This window comes from Sinorhizobium psoraleae, assembly GCF_013283645.1.
Classification (GTDB): domain Bacteria; phylum Pseudomonadota; class Alphaproteobacteria; order Rhizobiales; family Rhizobiaceae; genus Sinorhizobium; species Sinorhizobium psoraleae.
This window is the reverse complement of the sequence record NZ_JABEKV010000001.1, coordinates 1,074,863-1,087,185: the sequence shown is the minus strand read 5'-3', so window position 1 is coordinate 1,087,185 and position 12,323 is coordinate 1,074,863. Positions and strand designations below refer to the sequence as shown.

General features: G+C 61.5%; 11 protein-coding genes. 4 read left to right on the top strand and 7 right to left on the bottom strand.

Going from position 1 to position 12,323, the window contains the following annotated elements:
- Positions 1–22 precede the first annotated feature (22 nt).
- From ILFOPFJJ_RS04955 to ILFOPFJJ_RS04940, 4 genes are all read left to right on the top strand, one after another.
- On the top strand, positions 23–1,015 hold the full coding sequence (locus ILFOPFJJ_RS04955) for an ABC transporter substrate-binding protein (RefSeq protein ID WP_173509419.1): 993 nt from the start codon (positions 23–25) through the stop codon (positions 1,013–1,015).
- A gap of 539 nt (positions 1,016–1,554) precedes the next feature.
- On the top strand, positions 1,555–2,742 hold the full coding sequence (locus tag ILFOPFJJ_RS04950) for an efflux RND transporter periplasmic adaptor subunit (RefSeq protein WP_173509418.1): 1,188 nt from the start codon (positions 1,555–1,557) through the stop codon (positions 2,740–2,742).
- A 14-nt stretch (positions 2,743–2,756) separates the two neighbouring features.
- On the top strand, positions 2,757–6,062 hold the full coding sequence (locus ILFOPFJJ_RS04945) for an efflux RND transporter permease subunit (protein WP_173509417.1): 3,306 nt from the start codon (positions 2,757–2,759) through the stop codon (positions 6,060–6,062).
- A gap of 146 nt (positions 6,063–6,208) precedes the next feature.
- On the top strand, positions 6,209–6,889 hold the full coding sequence (locus ILFOPFJJ_RS04940) for a Crp/Fnr family transcriptional regulator (RefSeq protein WP_173509416.1): 681 nt from the start codon (positions 6,209–6,211) through the stop codon (positions 6,887–6,889).
- Between the two features lie 28 nt (positions 6,890–6,917).
- On the opposite strand, the gene ureG is transcribed toward ILFOPFJJ_RS04940, so the two are convergent.
- The 7 genes from ureG to ureC all read right to left on the bottom strand — a co-directional run bounded on the left by ureG (position 6,918) and on the right by ureC (position 12,320).
- On the bottom strand, positions 6,918–7,529 hold the full coding sequence (ureG, locus tag ILFOPFJJ_RS04935) for an urease accessory protein UreG (RefSeq protein WP_173509415.1): 612 nt from the start codon (positions 7,527–7,529) through the stop codon (positions 6,918–6,920).
- Positions 7,530–7,561: 32 nt separating this feature from the next.
- Positions 7,562–8,233, bottom strand: coding sequence for an urease accessory protein UreF (locus ILFOPFJJ_RS04930; protein WP_173510157.1), 672 nt, complete (start codon positions 8,231–8,233; stop codon positions 7,562–7,564).
- Entirely contained in the window at positions 8,226–8,714 is a 489-nt protein-coding gene (gene ureE, locus ILFOPFJJ_RS04925; protein WP_173509414.1) for an urease accessory protein UreE, read from the bottom strand. The genes ILFOPFJJ_RS04930 and ureE overlap by 8 nt, the downstream gene beginning before the upstream one ends.
- A 1-nt stretch (position 8,715) precedes the next feature.
- Positions 8,716–9,012, bottom strand: coding sequence for a putative quinol monooxygenase (locus ILFOPFJJ_RS04920; protein ID WP_173509413.1), 297 nt, complete (start codon positions 9,010–9,012; stop codon positions 8,716–8,718).
- A 166-nt stretch (positions 9,013–9,178) separates the two neighbouring features.
- Positions 9,179–9,718, bottom strand: a complete 540-nt coding sequence (locus ILFOPFJJ_RS04915; protein ID WP_173509412.1) for a peroxiredoxin — start codon at positions 9,716–9,718, stop codon at positions 9,179–9,181.
- A gap of 191 nt (positions 9,719–9,909) precedes the next feature.
- Positions 9,910–10,581, bottom strand: a complete 672-nt coding sequence (locus ILFOPFJJ_RS04910) for a TIGR02117 family protein (RefSeq protein WP_173509411.1) — start codon at positions 10,579–10,581, stop codon at positions 9,910–9,912.
- A 26-nt stretch (positions 10,582–10,607) separates the two neighbouring features.
- Positions 10,608–12,320: an urease subunit alpha gene (ureC, locus tag ILFOPFJJ_RS04905; protein WP_173509410.1), complete on the bottom strand. Its 1,713-nt coding sequence runs from the start codon at positions 12,318–12,320 to the stop codon at positions 10,608–10,610.
- Between the last annotated feature and the right edge of the window lie 3 nt (positions 12,321–12,323).

Genomic DNA, 12,323 nt, shown 5'->3' with positions numbered 1-12,323 from the left:
CCAACAATAAGAGGGAACAGACATGAACAAGAAACTTGCATCTCTGCTTGCAGCCGGCGTCTTTTCGCTTGCCGCCTTCCATGCCAATGCCGCCGACAAGGTTACGCTCCAATTGAAGTGGGTCACCCAGGCTCAGTTTGCCGGCTACTACGTCGCCAAGGACAAGGGCTTCTACGAGGAAGAGGGCCTTGACGTCGATATCAAGCCGGGCGGTCCGGATATCGCCCCGGCGCAAGTGATTGCCGGCGGCGGAGCCGACGTCATCGTCGACTGGATGCCTTCCGCCCTCGCCACGCGCGAAAAGGGCGTGCCGCTCGTCAACATCGCCCAGCCGTTCAAGAAGTCCGGCATGATGTTGACCTGTCTCAAGGAATCCGGCGTGACGAGCCCTGATAACTTCAAGGGCAAGACGCTCGGCGTCTGGTTCTTCGGCAACGAATATCCGTTCCTCTCCTGGATGTCGCAGTTGAAGATCCCGACGGATGGCGGTCCGGAAGGTGTGACCGTCTTGAAGCAGGGCTTCAATGTCGATCCACTGATCCAGAAACAGGCCGCCTGCATCTCCACGATGACCTACAACGAGTATTGGCAGGTGATCGACGCCGGCATCAAGGCGGAAGACCTCGTCACCTTCAAATACGAGGACCAGGGTGTAGCAACTCTCGAGGACGGGCTTTACGTGCTCGAGGACAAGCTCAAGGACCCTGCCTTCAAGGAAAGAATGGTGAAGTTCGTCCGCGCCTCCATGAAGGGCTGGAAATATGCCGAGGAGAACCCGGACGAGGCTGCCGATATCGTTCTTGAGAACGATTCCACCGGTGCCCAGACGGAAAAGCACCAGAAGCGCATGATGGGCGAAATCGCCAAGCTGACGGCCGGCTCGAACGGCGCTCTCGATGAGGCCGACTACAAGCGCACGGTCCAGTCGCTGCTCGCCGGCGGCTCTGATCCCGTCATCTCCAAGGAGCCGGCGGGCGCTTGGACGCACGAAGTGACGGACGAAGCGCTCAAGTAAAAAGCGCCAAACCGATAAAAAGCGGAGCGTGCGGCCCTTGCCGCGCGCTCTTTTTCTTGATGCCTGGCGCCGTCCTGCTGCAGCAATTCAAAGTGCTGCGGCGACCTTTGTGCATCGGAAGGGACGGCGCAGCAGGATCAGCGGAGGCCGCAGACAAAAGGTCGCGCCTAAGTTGAGCCCTTTGCCGCACTACCAGTATTGCATCGCGAGACACACAAGAATAGTAATAATGAGGCACCATCGCTTCAGCGACCTTGTAAGCATTTCGCGCGACGATTACATAGGCCAAAGCGTTTGGGTGGGCAGGCGCAGGGAGGAAATCGTTTTCTTAAGCATTGCCGTTTAGGGAACTTTTTCCTGGACTCGATGTATGCGGTTTGAAACCGCCTGCATTGGGGCAAAGATTTTTAAGCTTGTGGGCCACGACTGCCACTTGGCGATCCGCCGCCGGCGCTGGAACACAAGAAACAGCGTGAATTAAGCCAGACGTTCGCCATCCAGGGCGATGTCCGGCATTTCATTTTTTGGGAAATTGGCCGATGGCTCAGAGACTCCTACCTCTTTTCAGCGCCTGCGCGGCAATGACGCTCAGCGCATTTTCCAGCGCCTTCGCCGAAGAAGCCGTCAAGCCGCAACAATCGCAGGCTCTGCCCTCTATCGTCGTTACCGAGGCGGTGCAGCAATCGATCAGTGACCGCGTCATCGCGACGGGCTCCATCGAGGCTGTCGAGGAAACCTATGTTTCGCCGCTGGTCGACGGTCTCTCCATCCGATCGCTGAATGTCGATGTCGGCGACACGGTCGAAGAAGGCAGCACCCTGGTCGTTCTCAACGACGATGCGCTTCTCTTGCAGAGGAGCCAGCTCGAAGCCAATCTCGCAAAAGCGGAAGCCGCTCTCGCGCAATTGCGCGCCCAGCTCGCTGAGGCCACGGCGAATTCCGAGGAAGCAACGCGGGTCGCCGACCGTGCAGCGCGGCTATCTGAAAACGGCACCGTGCCGACGGCAGAGGCCGATCGCGTGAGGGCACTTGCGGTCGCCGCACGCGCCCGCGTCCGCTCCGCCGAGCAATCCGTCGGCGTTGCCACCGCCGACATCAAGGTGGTCCAGGCTCAGATCGATGACATCGACCTCCGCCTCGCCCGCACCGCGGTGAAAGCGCCCGTCAGCGGCGTCATTTCCGTCAAGAACGCCAAGGTCGGCGCCATCGCCAGCGGCAGCGGCGAGCCGCTGTTCGCGATCATCCGCGATGGCATCATCGAGATGAAGGCGGATGTCGCCGAAGCAGACATCATCAAACTTGCGGTCGGCCAGCCGGCGACCGTAAGGCTTGCCGGCAGCAGCACGACGATCGAGGGCAAGATTCGTCTGATCGCACCGATCGTGGACCCGCAGACGCGGCTTGGAAAAGTGCATATTACTCTCAGCGACACCTCCAAGGCCCGCTCCGGCATGTATGCCGCCGCGACCATCATCGTTCAGCAGAAGCAAACGGTTGTTTTGCCGCAAACGGCTGTTACAGCAGAAGACGGTAAGGCGATCGTCCGTAAGGTCGAAGACGGCGTGGTCCGGCTGGTTCCGGTCGTAACCGGTATCCAGGACGGACAGTACGTCGAAATCCTTTCCGGCCTCAAGGCAGGTGAACAGGCAGTGGCAAAGGCCGGCGCCTATGTACGCGACGGTGACCGCATCAAGCCGGTCAAATCCGCGCAACCGGCAACCAACTGACGGGAACAGCGACCATGAACTTCTCCGCCTGGTCTATCCGCAATCCGGTCGCTCCCATCCTTGCCTTTTTTGTACTGGTCGTGCTCGGCTGGCAGTCGTTCAATTCCTTGCCGATCACCCGCTTCCCGAACATCGACGTGCCGATCGTTCAGATCAGCGTCACGCAGAGCGGTGCCGCCCCCGCCGAACTCGAGACCCAGGTTACCAAGGAGATCGAGGATGCGGTCGCGGGTGTTTCGGGCGTAGACCACATCCAATCGACGATCACCGACGGCAGTTCCACCACCGCTGTCATCTTCCGCATGGAAGTGCCGACGACTCAAGCAGTGCAGGACGTCAAGGACGCGATCGACCGCATCCGCAGCGACCTGCCGACCTCGATCGAAGAGCCGATCGTCTCCAAGGTCGACGTCGAAGGCCAGGCGATCCAGACGTTCGCCGTGTCCTCCCCCGGTATGACGCTCGAGGAACTCTCCTGGTTCGTCGACGACACGATCAAGCGCGCGATCCAGGGTAAAAGCGGCATCGGCCGTGTCGACCGTTACGGCGGCTCCGACCGCGAAGTCCGCATCGAACTCAATGAAGACCGGCTGAACTCCTTCGGCATCACGGCCGCCGATGTCAACGGTCAGCTTCGCCGGATGAACATGGATCTCGGTTCCGGCCGCGGCCAGGTCGGCGGCAGCGAACAGGCGATCCGTACGCTCGGCGACACGCGCGACGTAGCCGAGCTTTCCAATACGATGATTTCGCTCCCGAACGGTCGCTTCGTTCGCCTGTCGCAACTCGGCACGGTGACCGACACCTATGAGGAGCCGAAGTCGTTTTCCCGCTTTAACGGCAACCCCGGCGTCACCTTCGCGGTATTCCGCGCCAAGGGCGCCAGCGAAGCGACCGTCGCCGAAACGGTCGCCAAGACGCTCGACGAAATCCGGGCGAAACATCCGGATGTCACTATCGAGAAGGTGGACGATTCGGTCTACTTCACCTACGGCAACTACGAGGCCGCTATTCACACGCTGATCGAAGGCGCCCTGCTCGCCGTCCTCGTCGTAATGCTTTTCCTGCGCAACTGGCGCGCGACATTGATTTCGGCGGTCGCGCTGCCGCTCTCGGCCATTCCAACCTTCTGGGTGATGGAGCTTCTCGGTTTCTCGCTCAACCTTGTGAGCTTCCTGGCGATGACGCTCGCGACAGGTATCCTCGTCGATGACGCGATCGTCGAGATCGAGAATATCGAGCGGCATATCCGCATGGGCAAGTCGCCTTACAAGGCCGCGATCGAAGCGGCGGACGAGATCGGTCTTGCGGTAATCGCCACCACGTTCACCATCATCGCGGTCTTTGTCCCGGTCTCGTTCATGCCGGGCATCCCGGGCCAATACTTCATCCAGTTCGGCCTTACGGTCGCTGTTTCCGTGTTCTTCTCGCTGCTGGTCGCCCGCCTGATCACACCCGTGATGGCGGCCTACTTGATGAAGCCCACCGACGTCGGCGGCGGCCACCACGGTGACGACGACAGCGCGATCATGAAGCTCTATACGGGCCTCATACGCGTGACGACGCGCTGGCGCTATACGACGCTTCTCGCCGCCATCGCCTGCCTCGTCGTTTCCGTCTACTTCCTGTTCCAGGTTCCGGGCAGCTTCCTCCCGCCCGAGGACGCATCGCGCGTCAGCCTGTCGATTGAGCTTCCGCCGGACGCGATGCTCGAGGACACGGACCGGACGACAGCGGAAATCTACAACCGCGTCAAGGACATCGAAGGCGTCGAAAACGTCTTCGTGCTTGGCGGCGCATCGCCCAAGGGTGACTTGGAGCTGCGCCGCGCTGCCGTGACCGTGCTTCTCAAGAAGCTGGACCATTCGCTGATCAACAAGATCGTCAACGACGTCATCGGCCGCACGCCGCTGATCGGCCAATACCTGCCGAAGCTGCCACCCGCTGGGCGCACCAAGCCGCAGTCGCAGATCGAAAAGGAGATCTTTGCGCGACTGCAATCGATCCCCGACGTTCGGGTCATTAAGCTGAACGACCGCGGCGAACGCGACCTGTCCTTTAACCTGCTCTCGAACAACGAGGCGGATCTGGACGCGGCTGTGGCGACCCTCGAGGCGAAGCTGCGCAGCGATCCGCTGCTCGCCAATGTCAGCCCCGATGGCGCGCTGCCGCGGCCGGAGCTGCAGATCCGTCCACGCGCTGACCAGATGTCCCGCCTTGGCATCACGACCGCCCAGATCTCCGAGGTGATCCGTGTCGCTACGATTGGCGATATCGACGCCGCGCTCACGAAGATCGCGCTCGACGGCCGGCTGATTCCGATCCGGGTTCAGCTCAACCGCGATTTCCGCACCGATATCGCGGCGATCCGCAACCTGAAGATCCAGACCGCATCGGGCGCTACAGTTCCGCTTTCAAGCGTCGCGGACATCAACTATTCGGAAGGCCCGAGCTCGATCAAGCGCTACGACCGCAACCGCGTCGTGGCACTTGGCGCGGACCTGCCGATCGGCGTTGCGCTCAACACCGCGTCCGATCGCTTCAAGCAGATCGCGGCCGAAGCGAAGTTGCCGGGTACCGTCGAGTTCCTCGAAAGCGGCGATGCCGAAGTGCAGGCCGAGATGCAGGAGAGCTTCGGCAACGCCATGCTGTTGGGCCTGATGATGGTGTTGGTGGTGCTCATCCTGCTGTTCAAGGATGTCATCCAGCCGTTCACAATCCTGTTCTCGCTGCCGCTCGCGATCGGCGGCGTGGCGGCCGGGCTGATCCTCACTCAGAACGCGCTCTCGATGCCCGTCCTGATCGGTATCCTGATGCTGATGGGCATCGTCACCAAGAACGCGATCCTGCTCGTCGATTTCGGAATCGAAATGATGCATCACGGCATGGACCGGGGATTGGCGATGATCGAGGCCGGCCGCAAACGCGCCCGCCCGATCGTCATGACGTCGATCGCCATGTCCGCGGGCATGCTGCCGTCGGCCCTTGGCGTCGGCGAAGGCGGCTCCTTCCGTGCGCCGATGGCGATCGCGGTGATCGGCGGCATCATCGTCTCGACCGTGCTGAGCCTCGTCGTCGTTCCTTCCTTCTTCCTGATCATGGACGACCTGTCGCGGCTGCTTGCCCGCATCTTCGGTCGGTTCGTCGGCAAGAAGGACGAGGAAAACCTGCCGCTCGACAGCGCGGCGCTCACCGAACGGGTGGCCGAGCATGGCGATACGATCGAGGAACTGCAGCAGCGCATCAAGACGCTGGAAGCGCAGCGTGACGGCAAATCCGACCGCAAGGTCATCAACCATCCCGCGCTTGCTGCAGAATAGAGGCGTCTGCGTCAGCAGACGCGAACCGTCACCTGAAGCCCGCGCAGCCATGCGCGGGCCATATTTTGTGAAAATTATTTGATTAGGGTCAATCCGCATGTCTCGATGACCGATTAGGGTCGGTTCGATCCATTCGGGATGGCACGATGAAGACCCTGCGACTGACCTCGAACGATAGAGCCGTTCTTTTCGATTCACGTTTCTTCGCGAGACTACCGCGGGCGACGGCAGAGGCCATCCTCGACGGGACAATCGCTTCCACCCACGAAGAGCACGATATCCTGTTTCGTCAGGACGAGCCGGTCGACCACGTCTTCTTCGTGCTCTCGGGACTTGTTCGTCTCTACCGATTGGGCAAGGACGGTCGCGAAGCCGATATCGCCGTTTTCCCCAAGGGCGAGATCTTCGGCGAAAACGCCATGTTCCTGGAGCATCGCGCCACCGCCAACGCGCAGGCGGCGGAGCCTCTGATCGTCGCGCGGCTTGAAAGCCGCAAGCTCCGCCAGCTTGCTGCGGAAAATACCGACGTCGCCCAGGCGCTTATCGAACTTCTCTGCCACCATGGCAAGATGACAGAAGACTGCCTTGCCGAGGACCGTCTGCTCACCGCGCCCCAGCGGGTCGCGAGCTATATCCTCAGCCATTGTCCGGATGGGCTGAGCAGTTTCTCTTTCCGCCTGCCGTTCCAGAAGAACGTCCTTGCGGGCAAGCTCGGCCTTGCGCCGGAGGCCTTGTCGCGCGCTTTTTCGATGCTCCGCCAGTCGGGCGTCACCGTAAAAGGCCGTGTGATTGAAATCCGCGATCGGCAGGCGCTCGAGAAGTTCTGACCCGTCCGCGTCGCGCAGTCTAGACCGACTAAAGCCCTCCCTCCACCGTCAGGAATTCGACGATCCGGTCGACACCGTCGCCGCGCTTCATATCCGAAAACACGAAGGGCTTTGCCGCACGCATCCGCTCCGCATCCCGCTCCATCACATCGAGATCGGCCCCGACATAAGGTGCGAGATCCTTCTTGTTGATTACAAGGAGATCGGATCTGGTGATCCCCGGTCCGCCCTTGCGCGGAATTTCCTCGCCCTGGCAGACCGAGATGACGTAGATCGTGAGATCGGCGAGGTCGGGAGAAAAGGTCGCCGCCAGATTGTCGCCGCCCGATTCGATGAAGATCACGTCGAGATCGGGAATCCGGCGATTGAGATCGGCAATCGCCTGGAGATTGATCGATGCGTCCTCGCGGATCGCCGTGTGCGGACAGCCACCGGTTTCGACGCCGACGATCCGCTCCGACGGCAGCGCCTGCATGCGCACCAGCGCCTCCGCGTCTTCCTTGGTGTAGATGTCGTTGGTGACGACGGCGACGGAATATTTCTCGCGCATCGCCTTGCACAGCTTGTCGGTCAGCGCCGTTTTGCCGGAACCGACCGGGCCGCCGATACCGACGCGAAGGGGACCGTTTTTCGATGGCATCTTTGCTTGTCCTTTCAGAACGCGGCCGCCCATCAGGAGCGGAACAGGCGGGTGTGCAGGGTCTCGTGTCTCAGCGACGAAATATCGGCCATGATTGTCGCCGAGCCAAGCTCGTCCAGCGGGGCTTTCGCAGCACGATCGGCGATAGCGGCAATCGTGCTTTCGAGACCGGCCAATACACCGCCGCCATCGCGCTGGCCGATGACGCCGGAACGGATGGCGGCAGAAACGGCATTCGATGTCGCGGCACCGAGATAGGCAGCAAGCGCAGCTCGCAGTCCCGTTCGATGCGCGCCCGCCACGGCACCGACCGCCACCGGATAGGCTGCTACAGGCCCAAGCAGGTCGAATACGGCGCCCGGCCAGTTGCGAGCAGCGACAAGAAACGCTTCGCCCTGCAGCATGGTTTCCATGTGACGCTCGTACGAACCGGCCATCGCTTCGGCCAACTCGCTCGCCGCCTTCAGTCGTTGTGGATCGTCATGCGCCTGATAGCACTCGGCCAGCAGAAGGGCGTCATTCCAGATGGCACCACGCGTCAGAAGCGTTTCGAGCCAAAGCCGCAGCTCTTCGGCACTGGTCACCAGGCCATCGTGGACCGCCTGCTCCAGCCCCCCGGAATAGGAAAACGAACCAACCGGAAAAGCAGGCGATAGCCAGGTGGCGAGACGCAGGAGCGCCCGTGTGTCGGCCTGGTCAGCCATGATTGTGGTGGTGACCGCCATGCCCATGATTGTCGTGGCCGTGCCCGCCACCATGATAGGCGCCGCGCAGTGGTTGGAAGGGTTCCGTCACTTCGCTGACGGTGGCACCGAGGCCTTCGAGCATCACGCGGATGACGGGATCGCGGCCGATCAGGATCCGTCCCTGCTCGACCGCTGCCGGAAGATGCCGATTGCCGAGATGCCAGGCGAGTTCGATGAGATGCAGAATGTCTCGCGCACGAACCTCGTAAAGCGCCTCGTCGGCGGCCTTTATCCGGATATAGCCGCCTCCTTCCAGCACGAGCAGATCGCCATCGGCGAGCATCACCGGCTGCTTGAGGTCGAGCATCACCACGTCGTCGTTTTCGAGATGCAACAGCTTGCGCCGCAGATGGCGTTCGTCATGCGCCAAGGTCACGCTGTGGAGCGGCACCTTGTCTGCGGGGCCTGGCGAGAGAACTTCGGTCGAGCGATAAGGCACGTCAGATCACCTCTATCCTTTCCGGGTGCATGACCTCGATGCGAGCGTCCGCCAGAACGTCCGCCATCGCCGCCTGAAAGGCTTTCAGATGCGGCTCGGCAAAATGTGCGTCCACGGCCGCGCGATCTTTCCAGTTCTCGACGAAGACCAGGGTGTCCGGTTCCGTAGGCTTGCGGTAGAGATCGTAGCTGACGCAGCCCGCTTCCTTGCGGGTGGCCTCGACCAGCGGTGCCGCCAAGGCGACAACGTCATCGCCCCTGCCCGCATGTGCCTTCAGATATGCGATAACGTAAACCATCGATTCTCGCCGCGCCTCTCCAGCACCAATGTAACAAGAAAAGGCCCCGGCGCCAGCGGGAAGGCGGAAAGCGAAATGGTTTCACGCAACCTGCCGGAGCAAACGGGGGCCTTCTCTCTATTTCAGCGCCTGCGCGCCTTTCCGGACGCGCCGGCGATCGGCTTTATCAGGCAGCGATCTTCTGCGACCGCAGAGCCGCCAGAATGTTCTGCGGCGAGGAAACGCCATATGGGTCGCTGTCGCAATTGTCGGAGTAGCCTTCCTCTTCGAACCACTGCTCGACGACACCGTTGTTGACGACGGCGGCATAACGCCAGGAGCGCATGCCGAAGCCGAGATTGTCCTTCGCGACCAGCATGCCCATCTTGCGGGTGAATTCACCGGAGCCGTCCGGGATCAGCTTGACGTTTTCGAGATTCTGCGACTTGCCCCAGGCGTTCATCACGAAGGCGTCGTTGACCGAGATGCAATAGATCTCGTCGATGCCTTCGGCGCGGAATTCGGCAACGAGCTTTTCGAAGTCCGGAAGCTGGTAGGTCGAGCAGGTCGGCGTGAAGGCACCCGGGAGCGAAAACAGCACGACGCGCTTGCCGGCGAAATACTCGTCCGACGAAACGTCCTGCCAGCGGAACGGATTGGAGCCGCCGACGGCTTCGTCGCGGACGCGGGTGCGGAAGGTTACAGCGGGAACTTTTCTGCCGAGCATCATCATCTCCTTCAGGACAGGCTGCCGGCCGCGATCGGTCTTGGAGGAAGCGCAGCCGGCGAAAAAGTGAGAGCTTTTCCTACCGAAGATTCCACTGCAGTGCAGCATCGAAGAGCCGATTTCGGTGGCTGGCATGGCTGCCATGCGGCGACTGCATGGCTTTCTGGCCCGCCCGTCGGTCTTTCGCGCTGCTAATTATAGAGGTCGAGCGAGACGCCAAGTGTCGCCGGAAAGGGATTCCAGATTCCGGTCCGGATGCCGGCTGATCTCAATGCACTGGCAGTCCAGGTGTTGCAGCCGAACAGGGCGTTGAAATAGCCCCTCGCCTCGAAGAACCGATCGTCCGGACCATAGGAGAAGTTACGAATGGGGACGGCTTGGCCGGCTTCTGTGCGGAAGCTGTCGGATATGAAGGTCACAAGCCGCTCGAACTCCGCATGGTCGACTTCAAATCCAGCAACTGATGCCTGCGGTTCGACGATGCGTGCTGCGATGTCGACGTGCATCACGGAACGATCGAGGCTCAGTGCCCGCAAAACCGGTAGCGGTTTAAGATCGCCCCAGGTCGGCGTTTCCAGGTAAAAGGCGCGCCCTCCCCACCCGAAAATCAGCCATTCCGCGTCTGGATGCCGAAGAGGCACGCCAGCGCTTTCAACAAAATCGAACCTTGCGCGCAACGCGTCGTCCAGGGGAATTGCGATGTCGGTGTGAATCGGCCCGGATAGCAGTAGGATTCGTCGCGATCCCGCGATTTCGGACGAGGCGTGGACAGGCATGAAGGGACGCGGGATCAAAGCCCCGCACGCGATGGCGAGCAGCAGGAGCACAACGGCCGTGAAGAACCGCTTGACCGTTCGCTTCATTCACAAATGCCCCAGAGCAGCCCGACCTAGAACAGAAAATAACGCTGCGCCATCGGCAGCACCGTCGCCGGCTCGCAGGTCAGCAACTCGCCGTCGGCACGCACCTCGTAGGTTTCCGGGTCGACCTCCACATGCGGCGTGAGGCTGTTGTGAATCATCGACGCCTTACCGATACCGCCGCGGGTGTTCTGGACGGCAACGAGCTGCTTGGCAACGCCGAGCCTTCCCGCGAGCCCGGCATCGAGCGATGCCTGCGAAACGAAGGTTACCGAGGAATTGGTGCGGTTCCGCCCATAGGCTCCGAACATCGGCCGGTAATGAACCGGCTGCGGCGTCGGGATCGAGGCATTCGGATCGCCCATCGGTGCCGCGGCGATCGAGCCACCGAGCAGCACCATATCCGGCTTCACGCCGAAAAAGGCCGGGTTCCAGATGACGAGATCAGCGCGCTTGCCGACTTCGAGCGAGCCGATTTCATGGCTGAGACCGTGCGCGATCGCGGGGTTGATCGTGTATTTGGCTATGTAGCGCTTCACGCGGAAATTGTCGTTGTCGCCGCTCTCCTCCTTGAGTCGCCCGCGCTGGCGCTTCATCTTGTCGGCCGTCTGCCAGGTGCGGATCGCCACTTCGCCGACGCGGCCCATCGCCTGGCTGTCGGACGAGATGATCGAGAAAGCGCCGATGTCGTGCAGGATGTCCTCTGCCGCGATGGTTTCCTTGCGGATGCGGCTTTCGGCAAAGGCGATGTCCTCCGGGATGGAGGGCGACAGGTGGTGGCAGACCATCAGCATGTCGAGATGTTCCGCCAGCGTATTGAGCGTGTAGGGCCGCGTCGGGTTGGTCGAAGACGGAATGACGTTCGGCTGGCCGCATATCTTAATGATATCAGGCGCATGGCCGCCGCCCGCCCCTTCCGTGTGGAAAGCGTGGATCGTTCGGCCCTTGATCGCGGCGATCGTATCTTCGACAAAGCCGCTCTCGTTCAGCGTATCGGTGTGGATCATCACCTGAACGTCGTATTCGTCGGCGACAGACAGGCAGCAATCGATCGCCGCCGGCGTCGTCCCCCAGTCTTCGTGCAGCTTCAGCGAAGTGGCCCCGCCCAGCACCATTTCCACGAGCGCGCCGGGGAGAGACGCATTACCCTTGCCGGCAAACGCAAGGTTCATCGGAAAGGCGTCCGCCGCCTCGATCATACGGGCGATGTGCCAAGGGCCTGGCGTGCAGGTCGTTGCGAGCGTGCCATGCGCCGGGCCGGTGCCGCCGCCGAGCATGCAGGTGAGGCCGCTCATCAGCGCCTCTTCGATCTGCTGCGGGCAGATGAAGTGAATATGGCTGTCCATGCCGCCGGCCGTGACGATCTTGCCCTCGCCGGCAATGACTTCCGTGCCCGGCCCGACGATGATCGTTACTCCGGGCTGCGTGTCCGGATTGCCGGCCTTGCCGATCGCCGCGATCCGCCCATCCTTGAGACCGATATCCGCCTTCACGATCCCCCAATGGTCGACGATCAGTGCATTGGTGATCACCGTATCGACGGCGCCGGCCTCGCGCGTTACCTGGCTTTGCCCCATGCCGTCGCGGATAACCTTGCCGCCGCCGAACTTCACCTCTTCGCCATAGGTCGTGAAATCCTTCTCGACCTCGATGAAAAGCTCGGTATCGGCGAGGCGTACCTTGTCGCCCACAGTCGGACCGAACATGTTGGCATAGGCTGCGCGCGACATCTTGTAAGGCATGGG

What these genes read in the sequence shown, in the direction of transcription:
- ILFOPFJJ_RS04940 (WP_173509416.1), top strand. Translation starts at nt 6,209, where the DNA reads ATGAAGACCCTGCGACTGACCTCGAACGATAGAGCCGTTCTTTTCGAT.
- ureC (WP_173509410.1), bottom strand. Translation starts at nt 12,320, where the DNA reads ATGCCTTACAAGATGTCGCGCGCAGCCTATGCCAACATGTTCGGTCCG.
- ILFOPFJJ_RS04910 (WP_173509411.1), bottom strand. Translation starts at nt 10,581, where the DNA reads ATGAAGCGAACGGTCAAGCGGTTCTTCACGGCCGTTGTGCTCCTGCTG.
- ureG (WP_173509415.1), bottom strand. Translation starts at nt 7,529, where the DNA reads ATGCCATCGAAAAACGGTCCCCTTCGCGTCGGTATCGGCGGCCCGGTC.
- ILFOPFJJ_RS04955 (WP_173509419.1), top strand. Translation starts at nt 23, where the DNA reads ATGAACAAGAAACTTGCATCTCTGCTTGCAGCCGGCGTCTTTTCGCTT.
- ILFOPFJJ_RS04920 (WP_173509413.1), bottom strand. Translation starts at nt 9,012, where the DNA reads ATGGTTTACGTTATCGCATATCTGAAGGCACATGCGGGCAGGGGCGAT.
- ILFOPFJJ_RS04950 (WP_173509418.1), top strand. Translation starts at nt 1,555, where the DNA reads ATGGCTCAGAGACTCCTACCTCTTTTCAGCGCCTGCGCGGCAATGACG.
- ILFOPFJJ_RS04945 (WP_173509417.1), top strand. Translation starts at nt 2,757, where the DNA reads ATGAACTTCTCCGCCTGGTCTATCCGCAATCCGGTCGCTCCCATCCTT.
- ILFOPFJJ_RS04930 (WP_173510157.1), bottom strand. Translation starts at nt 8,233, where the DNA reads ATGGCTGACCAGGCCGACACACGGGCGCTCCTGCGTCTCGCCACCTGG.
- ILFOPFJJ_RS04915 (WP_173509412.1), bottom strand. Translation starts at nt 9,718, where the DNA reads ATGCTCGGCAGAAAAGTTCCCGCTGTAACCTTCCGCACCCGCGTCCGC.